Source organism: Kitasatospora sp. NPDC057738 (assembly GCF_042798815.1).
Taxonomy (GTDB): Bacteria; Actinomycetota; Actinomycetes; order Streptomycetales; family Streptomycetaceae; genus Kitasatospora; species Kitasatospora lactacystinica.
Genome location: NZ_JBHVJT010000036.1, coordinates 64,053 through 85,864, shown reverse-complemented (window position 1 = coordinate 85,864; position 21,812 = coordinate 64,053). Strand labels below are relative to the sequence as shown.

The window sequence follows — 21,812 nt, the reverse complement described above, 5'->3', positions numbered from 1 at the left end:
ATCCTCGGCTACAATCTTTTCGCCCCCTCCGCCGCGCGCCCACCACGTGCCCGGCGCATGCCCGGCCGGCGGTGCGGAAGCCCGGCCCGTCAGCCGAGGATCAGCTGCACCGGGTTGCGCTCCAGCAGCAGCACCGCGACGTCGTCGGTCAGCGCCCCGCCGTTCAGCTCCTCGACCTCGGCGATGGCGCTGTCGACCAGCCGCCCCCGGGTCAGCCCGGCGGCCTGGTGGTCGCCGACCAGGTCGGCGAGCCCGTCCTGGCCCAGGCGGCGGGACCCGGCCCCGACCCGGCCCTCGATCAGCCCGTCGGTGTAGAGCAACAGCCGCCAGCCGGCCCGCAGTTCGACCTCGTGGGCGGGCCAGGCGGCCTGCCCGTCGTGGCACGGCAGCAGGCCGAGCGCGGGCCCGGCGAGGTCGGAGGGCAGCGAGATCGGCTCGTGGTCCCGGCCGAGCAGCAGCGGTGCCGGGTGCCCGGCGAGGTAGAGCCGGGCCCGCTCGCCGGCGCCGAGCGAGCCGAGGTCGCTGCCGCTGCCGCCGGGCTCGATGACCAGCATGCAGAGCGTCGCGAAGATCTCGTCGCTGCGCCGCTCGTGCTCCAGCACGTGCTGGAGGGTGGTGAGCAGGGTCTCGCCGGTGAGGCCGGCGAAGACCAGGGTGCGCCACGCTATCCGGAGCGCGACGCCGAGCGCGGCCTCGTCCGGGCCGTGGCCGCAGACGTCGCCGATCACGACGTGGACGGTGCCGTCGTCGGTGCGCACGGCGTCGTAGAAGTCGCCGCCGAGCAGCGCGCGGCGGCGGCCGGGGCGGTAGCGCCGGGTGAAGGAGAGCCCGGCGCCGTCGAGCAGCGGGGTGGGCAGCAGGTGGCGCTGGAGGCGGGCGTTCTCCTGGCCGCGCAGCTCGGCCTCGACCAGGCGGCGCTGGGACTCGTCGGCGCGCTTGCGCTCGACGGCGTAGCGCAGGGCGCGGGCGAGCAGCGGGCCGTCGGTCTCGTGCTTGAGCAGGAAGTCCTGGGCGCCGGCCGCGACGGCGGCCGCGCCGAGTTCGGCCCCCGCGGCGTCGGTGAGCACCACGACCGGGGTGTGCGGGGCCCGGCGGAGCAGTTCGTGCAGGCCCTCCAGCCCGTCCGAGGGGTCGGACGGGTGCGGCAGGTCGGCGGGCGAGGCGAGGTCGAGCAGCACGCAGCCGAACTCGGGGGTGCGGGAGCGCCCGCGCCGGGCCCAGGGGGCGGGCGGGGCGAGCAGTTCGGTGGCCTGGTCCAGGCCGCGGGCCCAGTGGATCTCGATCGAGGTGCCGCTGTCGGCCACCGCGGCCTTGATCAGCTGGGCGTCCGAGGCGTCGTCCTCGATGACCAGCAGCCGCAGCGGTGCGCCGTCGGCGGGCCCGTCCGCCGCGGCGGGGCCGGCCGGGTCGGGGATGTGGGACGGGTGGGAGGCGTGCGCGGCCCGTGAGCGGGGGTGAGGTATCGGGGAAGTCGCCGTGGCCGGTCCGGTCGTGGCACGGCCGCGGGCATGGCCGACGCGGGCGCCGTCGTGGGCGCCCGGCAGGTCCGCGGCACCAGGTGCCCGCCCGTCTCCCGTTGCGGGCATCGGTGGTTCCTCCCTTTCCCCGACTGCGTAACGGCCGGCGTCCGTCCGCAGTGCCCGCCTGGCACCGCGCGTCGGGGAACTTCTCGCGACCATAACGTGATCTCCGGGGATTTCTCCGGCCGACCGGCGCCGTTGTGGTTATTGCCACGCCGGTGGCGGTGCGGTGACTGGACTCGGACGACGACTCGGTTCCGTCCCGGCGGATGCCGGGCGGTCCGGGAATGGGAGCGGGCGATGGTGGAGCGGATCACCCTGGTGGAGGGTGACATCACGGAGCAGCAGGTGGACGCGGTGGTGAACGCCGCCAACTCGTCCTTGCTGGGCGGTGGCGGGGTGGACGGCGCGATCCACCGCAAGGGCGGGCCGCAGATCCTGGAGGAGTGCCGCCGGCTGCGCGCCTCGCACTGGGGCAGGGGGCTGCCCACCGGACGGGCGGTGGCGACGGCGGCCGGACGGCTGCCGGCCCGGTGGGTGGTGCACACCGTCGGGCCGGTCCACCGGGCGGAGGAGTACGAGGAGCGGGCGGAGCTGCTGGCCTCCTGCTATCGCGAGTCGCTGCGCACCGCGGTGGCGCTCGGCGCGCGCACGGTGGCCTTTCCGGCCGTGTCGGCCGGGATCTACGGCTGGCCGCCGGCGGACGCGGCCCGGATCGCGCTCGGCACCGTCGCGGAGGTGCTGGACGGCGGTGACGTGGAGGCGGGTGCGGAGCTGGCGGAGGTGCGGTTCGTGCTGTTCGGGTCGGAGATGTACGGGGTGTTCGAACGGGCTCGGCGGGAGCTGTCCGAGCGGGGCGCCTGACGGCCGGGTGGGGCGTGGTGCCGGCCGGGTGGCGTGTGGTGTCGCCGTTCGGCCGGGTCCATGGTGGCGTGTCGAGGCGTCAACACGCCAGAGATATTCGATAACTCGTTCGAGTGAATGCATCAGGTCGGTCACCAGCTCCGGCGCTCGCGGGCAGGTGGGCGCCCCCGAACCCGGCAGCACCGCGCCGGCCCGCCGCTACGGTGCCGGCCCGTCGTCACGGTGCCGGCCCGCCGTCACGGTGCGAGCGCCGACCAGGGCAGCGTGACCTCGCCCTGCCGCCACCGTCCGCGCGCGTCCACCAGCGGCCAGCCGCCCGCCAGCGCCGTGCAGGCCGCCACCCAGCGCTGCCGCGCCCCGAACGCCCCGTACGGCGCGGCCGCCGCCCAGGCCCGGTCGAAGTCGGTCAGGAAGGCGTGCACCGGCCGTCCGGGCACGTTGTGGTGGATCAGCGCCTTCGGCAGCCGCTCGGCCAGGTCGGAGGGCTGGCCGAGGCCGCCCAGCCGGGCCGCGAAGGTCACCGTCCGGGGCCCCTCCGGACCGAGCGCGACCCAGACGTGCCGCCGCCCGATCTCGTCGCAGGTGCCCTCGACCAGCAGCCCGTCCGGGGCGAGCCGCGCGCACAGCCGCTCCCACACCCCGGCGACCGCCGACTCGTCGTACTGCCGCAGCACGTTGGCGGCCCGGATCAGCTGGGCCGGCGCGCCGCCGTCCAGCGGCACCTCGAAGCCCCCGCGCCGGAAGGTGAGCAGCGGCGGCTCGGCGTACGGCAGCGCGGCGGCGACCCGCTCCGGCTCGATCTCGATCCCGACCACCCGGACGTCCGGCCGCACCGTGCGCAGCCGCCCGGCCAGCTCGACGGCGGTCCACGGCGCCGCGCCGTAGCCGAGGTCCACCGCGACCGGCGGGCGCTCGGCGACGCGCAGCGCGCGGCCGAGGGTGTGGGCGATCCAGCGGTCCATCCGGCGCAGCCGGTTGGTGTTGGTGGTGCCCCGGGTGACCGTCCCCACCGGTCGCCCGGTCCGTCCGCGGGCGGGCGCGGCGGGAACGGGTTCGAAGGAGGCAGCCATGCCCAGAAGGGTAGTCGGGCCGTCGGCGGCACCGTGCTGACCTGGGGCGATGGCGACCGCCCCGGGCCGGTGGGCCGGGGCGGGAATGCCGAGCGCGGTCCGTGTGGTTGGCAGACTGGTGGTGATGTGTGCCCGGGACGGGGCAGCGCACACCGGACAACGGGCGGCCCGGTACGGACCGCCTCGACGGGCAGCACAGAGGAGGCTTCAGCCAGGTGATCCAGCACCCCGTCCGTTCGGTCCGCCGTGCCCAGTCGGCCGCCCCCGCGCGCGGCCGGCTCCAGTCGCTCGTCCCCGGCCGCCGCCGTCCGCGCCGGATCGCCATGCTGAGCGTCCACACCTCGCCGCTGCACCAGCCCGGCACCGGGGACGCCGGCGGGATGAACGTCTACATCGTCGAGCTGGCCAAGCGCCTGGCCGACCTCAACATCGAGGTCGAGGTGTTCACCCGGTCGATCTGCTCCGACGACGCGCCGACGGTCGAGCTGGCCCCGGGCGTGCTGGTCCGCCACGTCACCGCCGGGCCGTACGAGGGCCTGATCAAGGAGGACCTGCCGGCCCAGCTGTGCGCCTTCACCCACGGGGTGCTGCGGACGGAGGCGGGCCACCGCCCCGGCCACTACGACCTGGTGCACTCGCACTACTGGCTCTCCGGGCAGGTCGGCTGGCTGGCCGCGCAGCGCTGGGGGGTGCCGCTGGTGCACACCATGCACACCATGGCGAAGGTCAAGAACGCCGCGCTGGCCGCGGGCGACACGCCCGAGCCCGCGGCCCGCGTGATCGGGGAGACCCAGGTGGTGGAGGCGGCCGACCGGCTGATCGCCAACACCACCGAGGAGGCCGCCGAGCTGGCGCTGCACTACGCCGCCCGGCCGGACCAGCTGGCCGTCGTCCACCCCGGGGTCAACCTGGACGTCTTCCGTCCCGGCGGGCCGCGGACGCCCGCCGCCGCACGGGCCCGGCTGGGCCTGCCGCAGGACGCCGCGGTGCTGCTGTTCGCGGGCCGGATCCAGCCGCTGAAGGCCCCGGACGTGCTGCTGCGGGCGGTCGCCGCGCTGCTGGCCCGGCGCCCGGAGCTGCGCGAGCGCCTGGTGGTGCCGGTGGTCGGCGGGCCGTCCGGCACCGGGCTGGCCCGGCCGGAGAGCCTGCACAAGCTCGCCGCCCAGCTGGGCATCTCCGACGTGGTGCGGTTCCACCCGCCGGTCGGCCAGGAGCTGCTCGCCGACTGGTACCGGGCGGCGACGGCCCTGGTGATGCCCTCGTACAGCGAGTCCTTCGGGCTGGTCGCGCTGGAGGCGCAGGCCTGCGGGACCCCGGTGGTGGCGGCCGCGGTCGGCGGTCTGCCGGTCGCGGTGCGGGACGGCGAGACCGGCACCCTGGTGCAGGGCCACGACCCGCTGGACTGGTCGTACGCGCTGGAGCCGTACATCACCGACCGGGGCCTGGTGGCCCGGCGCGGCGCGGCGGCGGCCCGGCACGCGGCCGGCTTCGGCTGGGACACCGCGGCGGCGACCACCGCCGAGGTGTACGCCGGCAGCATGGCCCGGCCGGCCGGCCGGATGGCCGCGGCCCGTCGCCGACTGGCCTGAGCGCGGGACGGCCCGGCCCTCGGCCGGCCCGTCGCCGACCGGCGCGGGGGCGGCCCGGCGGAACGTCACGCGGCCCGCGCGCCGACCGGCCGGGGCTGCGCCGGCCCGGTACCGGCGAGTAACGTCACCCCCATGGCAATCCGCACCAAGGACGAGGCCCTGACCCTCCTGCGCACCGCCCTGGACGACGCCGGGGTGGCCTGGGAACCGGCCGCCACCGACCCGTACACGCTGGTGGCGGCCCTCCCGGGCACCCGGAAGCTGAGCACCACCTGCGCCCTGCGGGTCGGCGACCACACCCTGTCGGTGAACGCCTTCGTGATCCGCCGTCCGGACGAGAACCACGAGGCCGTCTACCGCTGGCTGCTGGAGCGCAACACCCGGCTGTACGGCGTCGGCTACGCGGTCGACGCGCTCGGCGACGTCTACCTGGCCGGCCGGCTGCCGCTGGAGGCGCTCACCCCGCAGGTCGTGGACCGGCTGCTCGGGACGGTGCTGGAGAACGCGGACGAGCCGTTCAACACCCTGCTGGAGCTGGGCTTCGCCACGGCGATCCGCCGGGAGTGGGAGTGGCGGACCAAGCGCGGGGAGTCCACCCGCAACCTGGCCGCCTTCGCCCACCTGGCCGCCCCGAAGGAGCTGCCGGCGGACGCCCCGGACGCGGACTGACCCGTGCGGACCGACCCGTGCGGACCGACCCGTGCGGACCGACCCGTGCGGACCGGCCCGTCCGGTCAGGCGCCCGCCGGGGCCTTCCCGGCGGGTTCCGCCGCGGGCGCCGGGACCGTGACGACGGTCCCGCCGGGCCGGATGCCCTGCGCGGCGCCGGTCCGCTTGCCCAGCAGCAGGTAGCCGACCGCGGCGACCGTGCCGAAGACTCCGCACGCACCCCACAGCGCCCCGCCGCCGGCCCGCTCCAGCAGCACCCCGCCGACGGCCGGGCCGAGGAACGAGGCGAGCGACCAGGCGAGCGAGTAGACGCCCTGGTAGCGGCCGCGGGCATGGGTCGGCGACAGTTCGGCGATCAGGCCCATGAGGGTCGGCGTGTAGAGGATCTCCCCGACCGTCCAGACCGCCACCGTTCCGGCGTAGAACCACGCGGACGACCCCGCCAGGGCCGTCAGCCCGAATCCCCAGCCGATGAACAGCGAGGCCGCCGCCAGCATGGCCGACCGGCTGCGGCTCTCGACCCACCGGGTGAGCGGGATCTGCAGCAGGACGATCAGCAGCCCGTTCAGGCCGATGACCAGGCCGTACTCGGTGGACGTGATCCCCCGGCGGCCCATGTCCACCGCGAGGGTGGTGGCGCCCTGCTGCAACACCAGGGCGAGCAGCAGGGTGAGGCCGACCACGGCCATGAAGCGTCGGTCGCGGAACACGGTGCCCAGGCCGACCGCCGGTTCGTCGGCCTTCGCCGTCCGGACGTCGGGCTTCGTCTCCGGGATCCTGACGAAGATCACCACCGCGCAGAGCGCCGTGGAGAGCGCGTCCAGCAGGAAGAGCGTGAGGTAGCCGTGGCTGGCGATCAGGCCGGCGACGGCCGAGGAGAGGCCGAAGCCCAGGTTGATCGCCCAGAAGTTCAGCGAGTAGGCGCGGACCCGGTCGGCGACCGGGACGATGTCCGCGATGATCGCCGAGATGGCCGGCCGGGTGGCGTTGTTGCAGAAGCCCACCAGGAAGGCCACCACCGCGATCGCCACCTGACCGTCCGTGAAGCCGAGCACGGCGGTGAACAGCGCGGTGCCGAGCTGGGCGGCGAGCAGGGTCGGACGGCGTCCGATCCGGTCGGTCAGCACGCCGGCGATGATCGCGGAGGCCGCCGAGCCGAGGCCGAACAGGGCGGCGACCAGGCCCGCGTAGGTGGCCGAGTACCCGCGGCTGCTGGTGAGGTAGAGCGCGAGGAAGGTGACCACGAAGGCGCCGAGCCGGTTGACCAGGGTCGAGACCCAGAGCCACCAGAACTGGCGCGGCAGCCCGCCCGCCGTCTCCTGGATCATTCTTCGGAAACCGGCGGTGACGAGCATGTGGGGGCTCCCGGGGGCAGGCGTCCGCCGATCGGTGCGGCAGGCCCGGTCAGCCGACGCATGTAAGTGTCAGATGCGCGAGGCACACGTTACACATTGGTCGAAGGTCCCCACCAGGGGTTTTCATGGCCCCCACTAAGCTGGGGGCCATGGCTGACACGACGTACCGACTCATCCTGCTCCGCCACGGCGAGAGCCAGTGGAACCAGAAGAACCTGTTCACCGGTTGGGTCGATGTCGACCTCAACGAGAAGGGCGAGAAGGAGGCCGCCCGCGGTGGCGAGCTCCTGGCCGCCGAGGGTCTGCTCCCCGACGTGCTGCACACCTCGCTGCTGCGCCGCGCCATCCGCACCTCGCAGATCGCCCTGGACAAGGCCGACCGGCACTGGATCCCGGTCAGCCGCAGCTGGCGGCTGAACGAGCGCCACTACGGTGCGCTCCAGGGCAAGGACAAGGCCCAGACCCTGGCCGAGTTCGGCGAGGAGCAGTTCCAGCTGTGGCGCCGCTCGTACGACACCCCGCCGCCGGTGCTGGCCGACGACTCCGAGTACTCGCAGGCCGGCGACGCCCGTTACGCCGAGATCCCGAGCGAGCTGCGTCCGCGCACCGAGTGCCTGAAGGACGTCGTGGAGCGGATGCTCCCGTACTGGTACGACGCCATCGTCCCGGACCTCGCCGCCGGCCGGACCGTGCTGGTCACCGCCCACGGCAACAGCCTGCGCGCGCTGGTCAAGCACCTCGACGGCGTCTCCGACGAGGCCATCGCCGGCCTGAACATCCCGACCGGCATCCCGCTGGTGTACGAGCTGGACGCCGACTTCAAGCCCGTCACCCCGGGCGGCCGCTACCTCGACCCGGACGCCGCCGCGGCCGCCATCGAGGCCGTCAAGAACCAGGGCAAGAAGTAAGCCGCTTGCCGCTGCGGCCCCGCCCCCGGTCCGACCGGGGGCGGGGCTTCGTTCGTTTCCGGTCGGTTCGTTGTGGGTCGGTTCGGGTTCAACCAGGTTGTCCGGTAGGGGAGTTGGGCAGTGAATGGGAAACTGGTTCAGACCATTGACGGGCTCGGTCGGCGACTCCTACCGTGAGGGCACCGGACCGGCGCAGGCATGCCAGGATCTCCCCGTCCGGGCCGCCGCACCCCCACGCGCGCGCGTCCGCGCCCCCGGCGCACACTCCATCCACCCCCACGGAGGAGCACCATGCGCACACGTCACATCGTCGGGGCCGCCGTCGCCGCGCTGGCGATCCCGCTGACCCTCGCCTTCCCGGCCTCGTCCCACGGCTGGATCTCGACCCCGCCCAGCCGGGCCGCGCTCTGCGACACCCACGTGGACGGCGTCCCGTGGGACTGCGGTGACATCCAGTGGGAGCCGCAGAGCGTCGAGGGCCCCAAGGGCTTCCCGGCCCTCGGCCCCTCGGACGGCACCATCTGCGCCGGCGGCAACGCCCGCTTCGCCGAGCTGGACGACCCCCACGGCGGCGCCTGGCCGACCACGCCGGTGACGGCGGGCCAGCAGCTCACCTTCACCTGGACGTTCACCGCCCGGCACGCGACCGCCGACTTCCGGTACTACATGACCAAACCGGGCTACGACGCGAGCCAGCCGGTCACCCGCGCCAACCTGGACCTGACGCCCTTCCTGACCGTCCCGTACGGCGGGAAGCAGGTGCCGAGCACGCTCAGCCACACCGCGACCGTCCCGGGCGGGCGCACCGGGCACCAGGTGGTCGTCGCGGTCTGGACGATCTCCGACACCGGGAACGCCTTCTACTCCTGCTCCGACGTCCGGTTCTGACCTGCGCAAGGCCCGCGCAAGGCCTGCGCAAGGCCCGCGCAAGGCCCGCGGAAGGCCCGCGGAAGCCCGCGGGAGGGTGAGCGGGCGAGCAGGCGAGCGGGCCGGAAAGCGCGAGGTGCACGGTCGCCGGTGGGCCGTGCACCTCGGGAGCTCCTCGGGCGGTGCCGCGTTCAGTGGCCGCCGCAGCAGCCGCCGTCGGCGCCTCCGCACTGGCAGGGCGCGCCGGACTGGCAGCCGCAGCCGCAGCCCGGGCCGCAGCCGCAGCCGGCCGCGAGGACGGGAAGCAGCTTCGGGGCGGGTGGCTCGACGGAGTGGTGGGCGGTTGCCGGTCGGGACGGGTTGGCCTTCATCGAGCTTCCCTCCTTGTGACGGGCACAGTCCTGTGCCCCCAATGTCGAGTGAAGCCGTCGAACGGATGAGCGTCAACGGGCGCGCAGTGGTGGGGCGCACGGAAGTCCGTGCGCCCGCACCACCCTTGCCACAGGTTTACTCACCCCTCGGGGTGAGCCCGGACCGGCGGTCAGTCGACCGGCGCGGCCTCGGCGGCCTCGGTCGCGGCCACGAACTCGGCCACGTGCTCGCCCGTCACCAGGTACACCACGCGCTTGGCGACCGACACCGCGTGGTCCGCGAAGCGCTCGTAGTAGCGGCCGACCAGGGTGATGTCGACGGCGGTCTCTATGCCGTGGTGCCAGCGCTCGTCGATCAGGTGCGACAGCAGCTCGCGGTGCAGGGTGTCGATCGCGTCGTCGTCCTGCTCCATCTCCAGGGCCTTGTCGACGTCCTTGGTGGCGATGACCAGGCCGGCCTTGGCCACCAGGCGCTGGGCGAGCTGGCCCATCTCCAGGACGGTGGAGTGCAGGTCGCTCGGCACGGCGGTGTCGGGGTAGCGCATCCGCGCGACCTTGGCGACGTGCCGGGCGAGGTCGCCGCAGCGCTCCAGGTCGGCGCTCATCCGCAGCGAGGTGACGACGATGCGCAGGTCGGTGGCGACCGGCTGCTGGCGGGCGAGGAGGTCGATGGCCCGGTTCTCCAGCTCGTGGTGGAGCTCGTTGACCTTCTCGTCGGCGGCGATCACGCTCTCCGCCAGCGCCAGGTCCGCGTCGAGGAGGGCGGTGGTGGCCCGGCCCATCGCCGATCCGACCAGCCGGGCCATCTCGACCAGGCTGTCGCCGATCGCATCGAGTTCCTCGTGGTACGCGTCGCGCATGTTCTCTCCTCAGTAGCTGTGTCGGTGGCGGTGCCGACCGGTCGGCCCGTACGACCGTCGTTCCGGCGTCCGGGTGACCGCTGCTGGTGGCGCGCATCGTACGCGCACACCCGAGCCGATGGCCGCTGTTCGGCACACCGATCTCTCCCACACGGGCTGCCCGGCCAACTTTCCGCCGCCAGGGCGACGGTGCACGGCCGCTCCGGTGAATCGACAGCTACCTGAAGGTGAATTCTCGGCAACGCGTGGTGGATGCCTTGACCCAGTGCATGGGGACTGCCCTGGTCGTGCGCTTACGCTGGCCACATGGACGTGAACGTGGCCGCCGCCGCTGCCTGTGCCATAGCCGGGCTCGGCGTCGGCCTCACCGCCTCCATCGCTTTCCGCTGGAGCGAGCGCGAGCAGGCCAGGGGCAGGTACAGCGCAACCGGCGGCAGGAACCCCGGCCGGTACCAGTCACTGGGCACCGGCAACCCCGAGCCGCCGCTGCCGCCCGGGGTCGACACCGTGCTCTCCGTGCTCCGTTCCTGCGCGATCGTGCTGGGCGAGGGCGACGAGGTGGTCAAGGCCAGCTCGGCGGCGTACGCGATGGGCCTGGTGCGCGGTGGCGCCGTCGCCGTGGACCAGATGCTCGGGCTGGCGCGCGCCACCCGCAGGGACGGCGAGATCCGCCAGGTCGAGCTGGAGGTGCCCCGGCCGGGCGCGGCCCGCGCGGCGGAGCCGCTCGCGGTCTCCGTCCGGGTGGCCCCGCTGGGCTCCCGACTGGTGCTGGTGCTGGTCGAGGACCAGACCGAGCGGCGCCGCGTGGAAGCCGTCCGCCGGGACTTCGTGGCCAACGTCAGCCATGAGCTCAAGACCCCGGTCGGCGCCCTGTCGCTGCTCTCCGAGGCGGTCGTCGACGCGTCCGACGACCCGGAGGCGGTGCAGCGCTTCGCCGGCCGGATGCAGGTCGAGGCGGCCCGGCTGGCCAGCCTGGTGCAGGAGATCATCGACCTCTCCCGGGTCCAGGACGACCGGCTGATGGTCGACGCGGAGCCGGTCGCGGTGGACGAACTGATCGCCGAGGCGATCGACCGCTGCCGCCAGCAGGCCGCCGCCAAGCAGATCCTGATCGCGGCGGGCGGCATCGCCGGCCTCTACCTGCACGGCAACCGCGGCCAGCTCGCCGCCGCGCTCGGCAACCTGGTCGAGAACGCCGTCAACTACAGCCCGCCCCGCACCCGGGTGGCCATCGCCACCCGCCGGATCTCCAGCGCCGCGGCGCTCGGGGAGGCGGACGGCGAGCTCATCGAGATCTCGGTCACCGACCAGGGCATCGGCATCTCCGAGAAGGACCGCGAGCGGGTCTTCGAGCGGTTCTACCGCGTCGACCCCGCCCGCTCCCGGGCGACCGGCGGCACCGGCCTGGGCCTGTCCATCGTCAAGCACGTCGCGGCCTCGCACGGCGGCACCGTCTCGGTGTGGAGCGTCGAGGGCCAGGGTTCGACCTTCACCGTCCGCCTGCCCGCCGGGCAGGCACCCACGGAGGACGAGCCCGACGACGCGTTCGACGACGAGCCCGACGCGTTCGACGGTCCCGACGACGCGCCGGACCGCGCGCCGGGCGGCGACCCCGCCGGGCCCGCCGCCGCACCCCGAACCCTCACCACGGCCCGTACGGACCGTCCGCTCCCCGCCGGGGAACGGAAACAACACCTGTCAGACACAACCCCTCAGCTTGCCCCGGAGGCCTGATCGTGACCCGAGTACTGGTGGTCGAGGACGAGGAGTCGTTCAGCGACGCCCTCTCGTACATGCTCCGCAAGGAGGGCTTCGAGGTGGCCGTCGCCGCCACCGGCCCCGACGCCCTGGAGCAGTTCGAACGCAACGGTGCCGACCTCGTCCTGCTCGACCTGATGCTGCCGGGCCTGCCCGGCACCGAGGTCTGCCGCCAGCTCCGGGTGCGCTCCAACGTCCCGGTGATCATGGTGACCGCCAAGGACAGCGAGATCGACAAGGTCGTCGGCCTGGAGATAGGCGCTGACGACTACGTCACCAAGCCGTACTCCACCCGCGAGCTGGTCGCGCGGATCCGCGCGGTGCTGCGCCGCCGCGGCGAGGACGGCGGCGCGGGCGACAACGGCGGCGGCCCGGGCGCCCTGGAGGCGGGCCCGGTCCGGATGGACGTGGACCGCCACGTGGTGACCGTGGACGGCGCCAAGGTCGACCTGCCGCTGAAGGAGTTCGACCTGCTGGAGATGCTGCTGCGCAACGCGGGCCGGGTGCTCACCCGGATGCAGCTGATCGACCGGGTGTGGGGCGCGGACTACGTCGGCGACACCAAGACCCTGGACGTCCACGTGAAGCGCCTGCGGGCCAAGATCGAGCCGGACCCGGGCGCGCCGCGCTACCTGGTCACCGTCCGCGGCCTGGGCTACAAGTTCGAGCCGTAAACCGTCCCGACCACGCGGAAGGCCCCCGCCGGCAGCAGCCGGAGGGGGCCTTCGCGTCGCTCCGGCGGGCCCTGGAGGGCCCGCCGGGGGCGGGGTGCGGCGTCAGTGCGCGGCCGGGACGGCCGGAGCGGTGGTGCCGGCCGGGACGGCGGCGCCGGTGGTCGGCGCCCCCGGGGTGGTGGCGCCGGTGGCCGGGGCGGTGGCGCCGGGGGTGGCGGTCTTGGCGGGGGTGGCGGTCGGCGAGGGGGTCGGCCCGTAGCCGCTGTAGAGGCCGAGGTTCGGGTTCACGCCGGCCTGGGCCTCGACCTTCTGGCCGTCCTTGAAGGTGAAGACGGTCGGGGCGAAGCCGCCGACGTGGACGGTCGCGGAGGCGACGGTGGCGGACGGGTTGCCCTGACCGCCGATCGCCACCGCGCCACCGGCCGGGACGACGATGCTGGACAGCGGAGCGCCGGCGGCGTCCGCGAAGGTGGCAGCGGCACCGCCGACGGTGACGGACTGGAGCTCGGCCGGGATGTTCGCGGTGTTCGCGATGTTCACGACCACGCTGGCGGCACCGGTGTAGTCGCCCGCGGTGTTCTCCCCGGTGACGACCACGATGTTGTTCAGCCGGAGGTTGGTCCCGAGGGTCGCCGCAGCGTTGTCGGGCTTGATCTGCAAGGTATCCGGCGTGTTGCCGGCGGCGCAGGAGGACAGCGAGGCGATGGCGATGGCGGCGATGGCGGCGATGCTGCCGCGTCGAAGGCTGCGGCTCACGGCGGCGGCTTCTCCTAAGTCACGTGTCGGTAGGTCAGGTCTCAGATTATCGACCTCACTTATGCGCTCCTCACGGGGTGGCCCCCGTGTCGCACTCCCGGGGGCCGCCGGGGGGCCGTCCGGCGGCACGCTCGACGTGTCCAGGTCACTCGACGGACAAGGTTCGACCAAGATCGAATAACGATTCGGTCGCGACCCGAAAAGGGGTGAAAGCTCAAGATCCAATCATGGTTGCGGGGGTGTTGCGCAAGGGTTTCGTCCAACCCCGGAACCGCCTCCGACCTGCGGGAAGCCGTTCTCGAACACCGGTCGCAGCACGTCATGGGGGTCGTTGTCAAGCCCCGAGACCGGCCCTGACCTGCGAAAACGCCCTTCGAGTGTGCCGAGAAGCGTGTTATTCTGGAAAGCCACGGAAGGGGTCCTGTCACATGACGTTCAAGGTTGGCGACACGGTGGTCTACCCCCATCACGGGGCCGCGCTGATCGAGGCCATCGAAACTCGCCAGATCAAAGGTGTGGACAAGACCTACCTGGTGCTCAAGGTGCAGCAGGGAGACCTGACGCTCCGCGTGCCCGCCGAGAACGCGGAGTTCGTCGGTGTGCGCGATGTAGTCGGCCAGGAGGGTCTGGACCGGGTCTTCGAGGTGCTGCGGGCACCGTACACGGAAGAGCCGACCAACTGGTCCCGTCGCTACAAGGCGAACCTGGAGAAGCTCGCCTCGGGTGATGTCATCAAGGTCGCCGAGGTCGTTCGCGACCTCTGGCGCCGCGAGCGCGAGCGCGGCCTCTCGGCCGGCGAGAAGCGAATGCTCGCGAAGGCGCGCCAGATCCTCGTCAGCGAGCTCGCGCTGGCGGAGAACACCAACGAGGACAAGGCGGAGACGCTGCTCGACGAGGTCCTCGCCTCGTAGCGCGCGCCACCGCAGTGCGGTCGGGCTGCCGCCCAACGCTCACAGCGCCCGGTGCCGGCGCGCCGCTCCTCGGACGAACCGTCCGGGAGTGGTGCATTGGCACTTCGGGCGCTGAGGCATGTCCGGACCACGCCACCCGCCCTGGCCGGCCGAGGCCGGCAAGGCCGTTTCGGCTCCCGCTGTTGCGGAGAGCTTGCGGAGCTGTGCGGCGGGCGGTGGACCGTGGTTCTTCGGAAGGGGCCCGGTGCGCCCGCCGGGCACGCCATGGCCATACCCACTTCGCCGAAGGAGTGAAACCTGAACGCGTCAGGAGCAGTCGCAGCAGCAGTGGTGCCCGCCGCCGGACGCGGTGAGCGGCTGGGGCCGGGGGCCCCGAAGGCCCTGCGGGAACTGGGGGGTGTGCCGCTCCTGGTGCACGCCGTCCGGGCCCTGGCCCGCAGCCGGGCGGTCGGCCTGGTCGTGGTCGCCGCGCCCGCCGACGGGGTGGCCGAGGTGGTCGCCCTGCTGGACAGCCACGGGCTGGACGACAAGGACATCCGGGTGGTGGCCGGCGGGGCGACCCGCCAGGAGTCGGTCCGGCTCGGCCTGGCCGCGATCCCGGACGAGGTCGGGATCGTGCTGGTGCACGACGCGGCCCGCCCGCTGGTCCCGGTCGAGGTGGTGGACGCCGTCGCGGCCGCCGTCCGGGCCGGAGCGCGGGCCGTGGTGCCCGCGGTGCCGCTGGCCGACACGGTGAAGCGGGTCGAGCCGAACCCGGGCGGTCCCGAGCCGGTGCTCGACACGCCCGAGCGCGCCACCCTGCGCGCGGTGCAGACCCCGCAGGGCTTCGACCGCGCCACCCTGGTCGAGGTGCACGCCAAGGCGCTGGCCGAGGAGAGCGACGGCACCGCCGACGCGCCGCCGGTCACCGACGACGCCGGCCTGGTCGAGCGCTACGGCGGCCGGGTCGTCGTGGTGCCCGGCCACGAGGAGGCGTTCAAGGTCACCCGTCCACTGGACCTCGTGCTCGCCGAGGCCGTACTCGCCCGCAGGAGGGCCGCCGATGCCTACTGACCCGCAGACCGCCCCCGTGATCCCCCGGGTGGGGATCGGCACCGACGTGCACGCCTTCGAGGCCGGCCGCCCGCTCCGGGTGGCCGGGCTGGACTGGCCGGACGCCGGGGCCGGGCTCTCCGGGCACTCGGACGCCGACGTCGCCGCCCACGCCGCCTGCGACGCGCTGTTCTCGGCCGCCGGGATCGGCGACCTGGGCGCCCACTTCGGCACCGACCGCCCGGAGTGGGCCGGCGCGTCCGGGGTGAAGCTGCTCGGCGAGGCGGCCCGGCTGGTCCGCGAGGCGGGCTTCGAGATCGGCAACGTCGCCGTCCAGGTGATCGGCGTGCGGCCGAAGATCGGCAAGCGGCGGGACGAGGCGCAGGCGGCGCTGTCCGGGGCGGTCGGCGCCCCGGTGTCCGTCTCCGGCACCACCACCGACGGACTGGGCCTGACCGGCCGGGCCGAGGGGCTGGCCGCGATCGCCACCGCCCTGGTGTACGAACGGCGTTGAGCCGGTCGCGGTGAGCGGGCGGGAAGAAACCGCTCCTGACGGGTGTTCACCCGGTGTCCTCGGGGCCCGAGTCGCTACTGTTCGGCTCGGGCCCGTACGGGCTTCCGCTCGGGCCGAACCGCCGACGAGAAGAGGTAATCCGTGACCGCCCAGCTCTCCGACCGTGCCAAGGCGCTGCTCGACGACAAGAGCTTCGCCGTGGTCTCCACGATCCAGCCCGACGGCAGCCCCCAGGCCTCGGTGGTCTGGGTCAAGCGGGACGGCGACGACATCCTGTTCTCCACCGTCCAGGGCCGCCGCAAGCACCTCAACCTGGAGCGGGACCCGCGGGTCTCGATCCTCGTCAACCCGTCGGAGGACCCGTACGAGTACCTGGAGGCCCGCGGTGAGGTCTCGCTGACCACCGAGGGCGGCCGGGAGCTGATCGACGAGCTGGCCGCCAAGTACCGCGGCGTGGACAAGTACACCTGGGACGGTCCGGACGACGTCCGGGTGGTCGTCCGGCTCACCCCGCGCAAGGTGCTCGGCAGCATCTGACCCCGCCCGCGGGCCACTGTTTCCCCGGGATCACGCCCCCGTTGTCCCGGGGAATGTGGCGGGGCACCCCCTGCTGCCCACTACGCTTGACGCTGTGAGCATTCGTCTGTACGACACCAGCACCCGCCAGGTACGCGACTTCGTCCCGCTTGTACCGGGTTGTGTCTCGATCTACCTGTGCGGCGCTACCGTCCAGTCGGCGCCACACATCGGGCACATCCGGTCGTACCTCAACTTCGACATCATGCAGCGGTGGTTCGCCTACCGCGGCTACCAGGTGACCTTCGCCCGGAACGTCACCGACATCGACGACAAGATCATCGCCAAGGAGCGCGAGCTCGGCACGCCGTGGTGGCAGATCGCCTACGAGAACGAGCGCGCCTTCAACGACGGCTACGACGCGCTCGGCTGCCTGCGGCCGACCGTCGAGCCGCGGGCCACCGGGCACATCCCCGAGATGATCGCGATGATGCAGGGGCTCATCGCCAGGGGCCACGCCTACGCGGCCGACGGGAACGTCTACTTCGACGTGCGGTCGTACCCCGGCTACCTGGCGCTCTCCAACCAGAAGCTGGACGACCTGCGCCAGCCCGAGGGCGAGGGCGAGACCGGCAAGCGGGACCAGCGCGACTTCGCGATGTGGAAGGCCGCCAAGCCGGGCGAGCCGAGCTGGGAGACCCCGTGGGGCCCCGGCCGTCCGGGCTGGCACCTGGAGTGCTCGGCGATGGCCCACAAGTACCTGGGCGCGGCCTTCGACGTCCACGGCGGCGGGCTGGACCTGATCTTCCCGCACCACGAGAACGAGATCGCCCAGTCCAAGGCCTACGGCGACGACTTCGCCAACTTCTGGGTGCACAACGCCTGGGTCACCATGGCCGGCGAGAAGATGAGCAAGTCGCTGGGCAACTCGGTGCTGGTCTCCGAGATGGTCCGGGCGTGGCGGCCGATCGTGCTCCGCTACTACCTGGCCGCCCCGCACTACCGCTCGATGATCGAGTACAGCGAGGAGTCGCTGCGCGAGGCCGAGGCCGGTTTCGGCCGGATCGAGGGCTTCATCCAGCGCGCCGTCGAGCGCTGCGGCACGGTCGACGCGGCGCCCGAGGTGCCGCCGGCCTTCGCCGAGGCGATGGACGACGACTTCGGCGTCCCGCAGGCGCTGGCCGTCGTGCACACCGCCGTCCGCCAGGGCAACAGCGCCCTGAACGCGGACGACAAGGAGAGCGTGGTGGCGCGACTGGCCGAGGTCCGTGCGATGCTCGGTGTACTGGGCCTCGACCCGCTCGACCCGCACTGGGCCGGGACGGAGCGCGGCGAGGACCTTCACGGCGTGGTCGACTCGCTGGTCCGCCTGGTCCTGGACCAGCGGCAGGCGGCGCGCGAGCGCAAGGACTTCGCCACCGCGGATGCCATCCGCGACCAGCTCGGCCTGGCCGGGCTGGCGATCGAGGACACCCCGTCCGGCCCGCGCTGGACGATCAACAGCCAGTAACCCCATCCGACGATCGGGGTGATGGGTGGGCCGTACCGGACCGGTGCGGCCCTCCCGCATGACGTACGCATGTCGTCGGCGGCCACCGGGCAGACCGGGGCGGTCGGGGCATGCCGGACAGACAGGAAGTACAGCCATGGCCGGCAACAGCCAGCGCAGGAACCGCCGCAACCCCGGATCGAAGAAGGGCGCGTCTGTCGGTACCGGCGGGCACAGCCGGAAGGCGCTCCAGGGCAAGGGTCCGACCCCGCCCGGTGCGGAGCGCAAGGGTCACCCCAAGCAGCGCGCCGCCAACGCCGCGATCAAGCGCGAGCGGGACGCCAAGGCCCGGGCCGGCATGCGCCGGGCCGGCGCCGGCGGTCGCGGCGGCCGCGGCGGCGCGGGCAGCGCCGAACTGGTCTTCGGCCGCAACTCGGTGGTCGAGGCCCTGCAGGGCGACGTGCCGGCCAACGCGCTGTACGTCCAGCAGTTCATCGACACCGACGACCGGGTCCGTGACGCCTTCCAGGCCGCCAACGACCGCGGCATCCCGCTGATGGAGGCCCCGCGGCCCCAGCTGGACCAGATGACCGGCGGGATGAACCACCAGGGCCTGGTGCTCCAGGTGCCGCCGTACGAGTACGCGCACCCCGAGGACCTCCTGGCGGACGCCGCCGACGCCGGCCAGGACGCGCTGATCATCGCGCTGGACGGCGTGACCGACTCGCGCAACCTGGGCGCCGTGGTCCGCTCCGCCGCCGCCTTCGGCGCGCACGGCGTGGTCATCCCCGAGCGCCGCGCGGCCGGCATGACCGCCGGTGCCTGGAAGACCTCCTCCGGCGCCGCGGCCCGGCTGCCCGTCGCCCGGGCCACCAACATGACCCGTGCCCTGGAGGCCTACCAGAAGGCCGGCCTGATGGTGGTCGGCCTGGCCGCCGACGGCGAGGCCGAGATCGGCGACCTGGAGCTGCTGACCGGTCCCGTGGTGATCGTCGCGGGCAGCGAGGGCAAGGGCCTGTCCCGGCTGGTCTCGGAGACCTGCGACATGCGGGTCCGGATCCCGATGTCCGGCCTGACCGAGTCGCTGAACGCCGGTGTCGCGGCGGGCATCGTGCTGTACGAGGCCGCGCGGCTGCGCGCCAAGCGCTGAGCGCTGAGAGCTCGGTGCTGAGCGCTCAGTGCTGACCGTTTGGTGCTGAGCACGGCCGGGGCGCGGAGCGCAGGCGATCTTCCGAATTCCCCGCAATCCGAGTGGAAGGCGATCGGGCCCGATCGGGCCCGATCGCTTTTTTCATGATCACTTCAAGTGTGCGCCGGACATCCACCCGGCAGAGTGTCCTAAGCGGCCGTCACCCGGTTAGACGGGCGTGGACACCAGAACACCTCGGCGCCCCCTGTTCGGCAACGGCAGTTCCGGGATAGACGCGGGCCCCGCCCTCAACACCGTCAAGGTGGAGTCGGACCCTTCGCGGCTCAGCAGCACCCAGGCGAGCTTCCGGCTGCGGCTCGGCGCCCCGACGGCGCCGCTGATCGAGGCCCCGGCCGGACTGCTGTCCACCGGCGCCGCGTTCGGCGACCCGTACGCCAACCAGGGCCTGATCCGCCGTCCGCTGGTCACCCCGCAGGTCGTCGTGCCCGCCTCCGCCGTCCCGGCGCTGGCCGGGGCCGGGGCCGGCGGCGCGCCGCGCCGCAAGGGCCGGGTCACCGCCGTCACCTGGACCGGCCAGGCGCCCCCCGGGGACCTCGCGGCCACCCAGCTGCTGGAAGCGGTGCGCCTCGGCGGCACCCCGGCCGGCGGCGTCCGCCTGGTCGAGCCGGACACCCGGGCGCTCCCCTCCCTCGCGGGCGCCCGGGCCGTCCCGCGCCAGCCCCGCGAGGGCGCCGGCACCGCCACCGACGCGGGCGTCGGCCCGGTCGGCGAGCCGCACGGCTGGACCCCGAGCGGCGAGCTGCCCGAGGTCTCCGCCGCCGACGCCGCGGGCAAGCAGCCCTGGTACCCCGGCCGCCGGGTCGACCTCGGCCTGGTGCTGCTGCCGCTGCGCGCCGTCCTCGGCTCGCTCTCGGTCTACGCCGGGTTCAGCAAGCTCTGCGACCCGGTGTACTTCGACGGCGGCGAGCGCGGCTCGATGATGCGCTGGCTCTCCTCGCTGCACCCCTGGAAGGTCGCCGAGCCGCTGCTGGCCTTCGCCATGGCGCACCCGGTGGGCGCCGGCCTGGCCGTGTCGTTCACCCAGATCGTGGTCGGCGTGCTGACCGTCCTCGGCCTCTGGCAGCGGCTCGCCGCCGGCGCCGCGATGGCGCTCTCCGCCGCGCTGCTGTTCACCGTCAGCTGGCGGGCCGTCCCGGTCTACGACACCCCGGACCTGATCTTCCTCGCGGCGTGGAGCCCGCTGCTGATCGCCGGGGCGCCGTTCGCCTCGCTGGACGGGCGGCTCGGCCTGGAGGCCTGGCGCCGGTTCGGCGCGGACACCTCCGGGGCACTGCGCCGCCGGGTGCTGCGCCGCGGCGCCGTGGTCACCACGGTCGTGGTCGGCCTGACCCTGCTGCTCGGCTCGATGCTCGGCGCCGCCGTCCGCACCGGTGCCCGGGCGCACCAGGCGCCGGACCGTCCGGCCACCGACTACGGCACCCCGGTCTGGCCGTCCGGCAGTCCGTCCGGCGCCCCCGGCGGTGGCAAGGGCACGTCCACCACGCCCCCGCCCGCCGCCCCGCGCCCGGCCACCCCGACGCCGAGCGCGACCACCCAGGCCACCACGCCGCCCGCCAAGCCCGCCACCCCGACGCCGAGCGGCAAGGGGCACTCGGGCCGGGCGGAGGCCGGGTCGGGCGCCTCCCCGGCCGCGCCCGTGCCGCCCACCGGCCCGGGCGGCACGGCACCCGCGTCGCGCAGCACCCCGGGTGCCGGTGGCGCGGGGCCGGGGTCCAAGTCCAGCCCGAGCTCCGGCGGGCTGCTCGGCGGGGTGCTGGGCAGCGCGCCGCTGGCCGACCTGTCCGGCGGCCGGGCCTCCCACCCGGGGGCCCAAACCGCAACCGAAGGTCCCTGTAATGGCGCTCGGCTGGGTTTTCTGTGGGGGAGCACCCGGCCGATCGCCGTGCGCGTGCGCGTGCGGTGGGGCGGGGCGGGGGCGTCCGTGTCCGTGTGGGGTCGGGCGAGCGCGTCCGAGGCCGTGTCCGGTGGCGCGTCCGCGTCCGCCTCCGTGCGCGGGTGGGCAGCCGGGCGGGGCCTGCGGCCGTCCGGTCCCGGCGCGGACGGGCCTGCGGTGCCCGTCGGCTACCGGGGTGCCCGGCCGGCGCCGGAGGCGAGCTCCTTGGCCGCCTCGGTGAGGTCCTTGGCGGTGTCGATGGCCCGCCAGTACACGCCCTGCGGCAGCTGGTAGCCCGCCAGCCGCTTGCCGCGGGCCAGCTGGGGGAAGGTGGTGCGCTCGTGGTCGCCCACGTCCGGCAGCAGCTCGGCGAACTCCGGGCTGAACACGTACAGGCCGGCGTTGATCAGGAAGGGCGAGGGCGGGGCCTCGATGAAGTCCAGCACGTTGCCGAACTGGTCGGTCTCCACCGCGCCCCAGGGGATCCGCGGCCGGGCCAGCGCGAGCGTCGCGACGGCGTCCCGCTCGTGGTGGAAGGCGGCCATCTCGCGCAGGCTGAAGCGGGTCCAGATGTCGCCGTTGGTGGCGTACCAGGGCTCGTCCGGGCGGGGCAGCGCCTTGGCCGCGTACTTGAGCCCGCCACCGCGCCCGAGCGGCTCCGCCTCGACCACCGTGCGCACCCGCAGCGGCAGGTCCGCCTTGTCCAGCCACTCCTCCAGCACGTCGGCGAGGTGCCCGCAGGAGATCACGACGTCGGTGACGCCCTCCTCGGCCAGCCAGGCCAGCTGGTGGCCGAGGATCGGCGTGCCCGTCCCGGGGATCTCGACCAGCGGCTTCGGGCGGTCGTCCGTGTAGGGGCGCAGCCGGGAGCCCTGGCCGCCGGCCAGGATGACGGCCTGGGTGACGGGCGTCGTGGTCGGCCGGGGCGCGTGGGGCTGCGGGGGCCGGGCGGACGGGAGGTCGGCGGTGGGGCCGGAGTCAGCGGTCATGCCTGAACAATAAGGCG

General features: G+C 74.0%; 21 protein-coding genes. 14 read left to right on the top strand and 7 right to left on the bottom strand.

The features are described 5' to 3' along the window. Window positions 1-89: 89 nt before the first annotated feature. Window positions 90-1,586 (bottom strand): PP2C family protein-serine/threonine phosphatase, encoded by a 1,497-nt coding sequence (locus tag ACFVGO_RS20810; RefSeq protein WP_380357587.1) that lies wholly within the window; start codon window positions 1,584-1,586, stop codon window positions 90-92. Window positions 1,587-1,820: 234 nt separating this feature from the next. Between ACFVGO_RS20810 and ACFVGO_RS20805 the strand changes: the two genes are divergently transcribed. Further along, window positions 1,821-2,384, top strand: a complete 564-nt coding sequence (locus tag ACFVGO_RS20805; RefSeq protein WP_359913714.1) for an O-acetyl-ADP-ribose deacetylase — start codon at window positions 1,821-1,823, stop codon at window positions 2,382-2,384. A 236-nt stretch (window positions 2,385-2,620) separates the two neighbouring features. Here ACFVGO_RS20805 and ACFVGO_RS20800 read toward each other — a convergent pair whose 3' ends face one another. Further along, window positions 2,621-3,454, bottom strand: a complete 834-nt coding sequence (locus ACFVGO_RS20800) for a class I SAM-dependent methyltransferase (RefSeq protein WP_359913717.1) — start codon at window positions 3,452-3,454, stop codon at window positions 2,621-2,623. Window positions 3,455-3,672: 218 nt separating this feature from the next. Between ACFVGO_RS20800 and mshA the strand changes: the two genes are divergently transcribed. After that, window positions 3,673-5,043 carry a D-inositol-3-phosphate glycosyltransferase gene (gene mshA, locus ACFVGO_RS20795; RefSeq protein WP_380633278.1) on the top strand — a complete coding sequence of 457 codons (1,371 nt, stop codon included), beginning with the start codon at window positions 3,673-3,675 and terminating at the stop codon, window positions 5,041-5,043. 132 nt (window positions 5,044-5,175) lie between these two features. After that, window positions 5,176-5,712 (top strand): YbjN domain-containing protein, encoded by a 537-nt coding sequence (locus ACFVGO_RS20790; protein ID WP_380357579.1) that lies wholly within the window; start codon window positions 5,176-5,178, stop codon window positions 5,710-5,712. A gap of 65 nt (window positions 5,713-5,777) precedes the next feature. Here ACFVGO_RS20790 and ACFVGO_RS20785 read toward each other — a convergent pair whose 3' ends face one another. After that, window positions 5,778-7,040 carry an MDR family MFS transporter gene (locus ACFVGO_RS20785; RefSeq protein WP_380357577.1) on the bottom strand — a complete coding sequence of 421 codons (1,263 nt, stop codon included), beginning with the start codon at window positions 7,038-7,040 and terminating at the stop codon, window positions 5,778-5,780. Window positions 7,041-7,216: 176 nt separating this feature from the next. On the opposite strand from ACFVGO_RS20785, the gene ACFVGO_RS20780 reads away from it, so the two are divergent. Together ACFVGO_RS20780 and ACFVGO_RS20775 are read left to right on the top strand one after the other, a co-directional pair. Further along, window positions 7,217-7,975 (top strand): phosphoglyceromutase, encoded by a 759-nt coding sequence (locus ACFVGO_RS20780; protein WP_359913728.1) that lies wholly within the window; start codon window positions 7,217-7,219, stop codon window positions 7,973-7,975. 291 nt (window positions 7,976-8,266) lie between these two features. After that, window positions 8,267-8,863 (top strand): lytic polysaccharide monooxygenase, encoded by a 597-nt coding sequence (locus ACFVGO_RS20775; RefSeq protein ID WP_359913730.1) that lies wholly within the window; start codon window positions 8,267-8,269, stop codon window positions 8,861-8,863. 170 nt (window positions 8,864-9,033) lie between these two features. On the opposite strand, the gene ACFVGO_RS20770 is transcribed toward ACFVGO_RS20775, so the two are convergent. Both ACFVGO_RS20770 and phoU read right to left on the bottom strand, forming a co-directional pair. Further along, window positions 9,034-9,213 carry a hypothetical protein gene (locus ACFVGO_RS20770; protein WP_359913733.1) on the bottom strand — a complete coding sequence of 60 codons (180 nt, stop codon included), beginning with the start codon at window positions 9,211-9,213 and terminating at the stop codon, window positions 9,034-9,036. A 170-nt stretch (window positions 9,214-9,383) separates the two neighbouring features. Then, window positions 9,384-10,073, bottom strand: a complete 690-nt coding sequence (gene phoU / locus ACFVGO_RS20765) for a phosphate signaling complex protein PhoU (RefSeq protein WP_359830323.1) — start codon at window positions 10,071-10,073, stop codon at window positions 9,384-9,386. A gap of 306 nt (window positions 10,074-10,379) precedes the next feature. Here phoU and ACFVGO_RS20760 point away from each other — a divergent pair, with 306 nt between their 5' ends. After that, a complete protein-coding gene (locus ACFVGO_RS20760) occupies window positions 10,380-11,807 on the top strand; it encodes an ATP-binding protein (protein WP_359913736.1) in 1,428 nt (475 codons plus the stop codon). 2 nt (window positions 11,808-11,809) lie between these two features. Beyond that, the gene (locus ACFVGO_RS20755) at window positions 11,810-12,505 is read left to right on the top strand and encodes a response regulator transcription factor (RefSeq protein ID WP_031069385.1); all 696 of its coding nucleotides are present in this window, start codon (window positions 11,810-11,812) and stop codon (window positions 12,503-12,505) included. A 102-nt stretch (window positions 12,506-12,607) separates the two neighbouring features. Here the strand turns inward: ACFVGO_RS20755 and ACFVGO_RS20750 are convergent, their stop codons facing one another. Next, a complete protein-coding gene (locus tag ACFVGO_RS20750) occupies window positions 12,608-13,261 on the bottom strand; it encodes a DUF461 domain-containing protein (protein ID WP_359913739.1) in 654 nt (217 codons plus the stop codon). Window positions 13,262-13,689: 428 nt separating this feature from the next. Here ACFVGO_RS20750 and ACFVGO_RS20745 point away from each other — a divergent pair, with 428 nt between their 5' ends. From ACFVGO_RS20745 to ACFVGO_RS20715, 7 genes are all read left to right on the top strand, one after another. Further along, window positions 13,690-14,172, top strand: coding sequence for a CarD family transcriptional regulator (locus tag ACFVGO_RS20745; protein ID WP_014136563.1), 483 nt, complete (start codon window positions 13,690-13,692; stop codon window positions 14,170-14,172). 297 nt (window positions 14,173-14,469) lie between these two features. After that, window positions 14,470-15,225: a 2-C-methyl-D-erythritol 4-phosphate cytidylyltransferase gene (ispD, locus tag ACFVGO_RS20740; RefSeq protein WP_360343805.1), complete on the top strand. Its 756-nt coding sequence runs from the start codon at window positions 14,470-14,472 to the stop codon at window positions 15,223-15,225. Then, complete coding sequence (ispF, locus tag ACFVGO_RS20735) at window positions 15,215-15,718, top strand: 2-C-methyl-D-erythritol 2,4-cyclodiphosphate synthase (RefSeq protein ID WP_359913742.1); 504 nt, start codon at window positions 15,215-15,217, stop codon at window positions 15,716-15,718. Before ispD ends, ispF begins: the two co-directional genes overlap by 11 nt. 141 nt (window positions 15,719-15,859) lie before the next feature. Then, entirely contained in the window at window positions 15,860-16,255 is a 396-nt protein-coding gene (locus tag ACFVGO_RS20730; RefSeq protein ID WP_359913744.1) for a PPOX class F420-dependent oxidoreductase, read from the top strand. A 94-nt stretch (window positions 16,256-16,349) separates the two neighbouring features. Beyond that, window positions 16,350-17,744, top strand: a complete 1,395-nt coding sequence (gene cysS / locus ACFVGO_RS20725; RefSeq protein ID WP_359913747.1) for a cysteine--tRNA ligase — start codon at window positions 16,350-16,352, stop codon at window positions 17,742-17,744. 136 nt (window positions 17,745-17,880) lie between these two features. Continuing rightward, window positions 17,881-18,873: a 23S rRNA (guanosine(2251)-2'-O)-methyltransferase RlmB gene (gene rlmB, locus ACFVGO_RS20720; protein ID WP_359913750.1), complete on the top strand. Its 993-nt coding sequence runs from the start codon at window positions 17,881-17,883 to the stop codon at window positions 18,871-18,873. A 217-nt stretch (window positions 18,874-19,090) separates the two neighbouring features. Beyond that, window positions 19,091-21,100, top strand: coding sequence for a DoxX family membrane protein (locus ACFVGO_RS20715; RefSeq protein WP_380633271.1), 2,010 nt, complete (start codon window positions 19,091-19,093; stop codon window positions 21,098-21,100). On the opposite strand, the gene ACFVGO_RS20710 is transcribed toward ACFVGO_RS20715, so the two are convergent. Beyond that, the gene (locus ACFVGO_RS20710; RefSeq protein WP_359915312.1) at window positions 20,995-21,795 is read right to left on the bottom strand and encodes a nucleotidyltransferase family protein; all 801 of its coding nucleotides are present in this window, start codon (window positions 21,793-21,795) and stop codon (window positions 20,995-20,997) included. The two genes, ACFVGO_RS20715 and ACFVGO_RS20710, sit on opposite strands and share 106 nt — an antisense overlap. Window positions 21,796-21,812 lie beyond the last annotated feature (17 nt).

Excerpts from the sequence above, each read along its gene's own strand:
- ACFVGO_RS20785 (WP_380357577.1), bottom strand. The coding sequence starts at position 7,040 with ATGATCCAGGAGACGGCGGGCGGGCTGCCGCGCCAGTTCTGGTGGCTC.
- rlmB (WP_359913750.1), top strand. The coding sequence starts at position 17,881 with ATGGCCGGCAACAGCCAGCGCAGGAACCGCCGCAACCCCGGATCGAAG.
- ACFVGO_RS20800 (WP_359913717.1), bottom strand. The coding sequence starts at position 3,454 with ATGGCTGCCTCCTTCGAACCCGTTCCCGCCGCGCCCGCCCGCGGACGG.
- ACFVGO_RS20710 (WP_359915312.1), bottom strand. The coding sequence starts at position 21,795 with ATGACCGCTGACTCCGGCCCCACCGCCGACCTCCCGTCCGCCCGGCCC.
- ACFVGO_RS20760 (WP_359913736.1), top strand. The coding sequence starts at position 10,380 with ATGGACGTGAACGTGGCCGCCGCCGCTGCCTGTGCCATAGCCGGGCTC.
- ACFVGO_RS20805 (WP_359913714.1), top strand. The coding sequence starts at position 1,821 with ATGGTGGAGCGGATCACCCTGGTGGAGGGTGACATCACGGAGCAGCAG.
- ACFVGO_RS20780 (WP_359913728.1), top strand. The coding sequence starts at position 7,217 with ATGGCTGACACGACGTACCGACTCATCCTGCTCCGCCACGGCGAGAGC.
- phoU (WP_359830323.1), bottom strand. The coding sequence starts at position 10,073 with ATGCGCGACGCGTACCACGAGGAACTCGATGCGATCGGCGACAGCCTG.
- ACFVGO_RS20775 (WP_359913730.1), top strand. The coding sequence starts at position 8,267 with ATGCGCACACGTCACATCGTCGGGGCCGCCGTCGCCGCGCTGGCGATC.
- ACFVGO_RS20770 (WP_359913733.1), bottom strand. The coding sequence starts at position 9,213 with ATGAAGGCCAACCCGTCCCGACCGGCAACCGCCCACCACTCCGTCGAG.
- ACFVGO_RS20810 (WP_380357587.1), bottom strand. The coding sequence starts at position 1,586 with ATGCCCGCAACGGGAGACGGGCGGGCACCTGGTGCCGCGGACCTGCCG.
- ACFVGO_RS20790 (WP_380357579.1), top strand. The coding sequence starts at position 5,176 with ATGGCAATCCGCACCAAGGACGAGGCCCTGACCCTCCTGCGCACCGCC.
- ispF (WP_359913742.1), top strand. The coding sequence starts at position 15,215 with ATGCCTACTGACCCGCAGACCGCCCCCGTGATCCCCCGGGTGGGGATC.
- ACFVGO_RS20745 (WP_014136563.1), top strand. The coding sequence starts at position 13,690 with ATGACGTTCAAGGTTGGCGACACGGTGGTCTACCCCCATCACGGGGCC.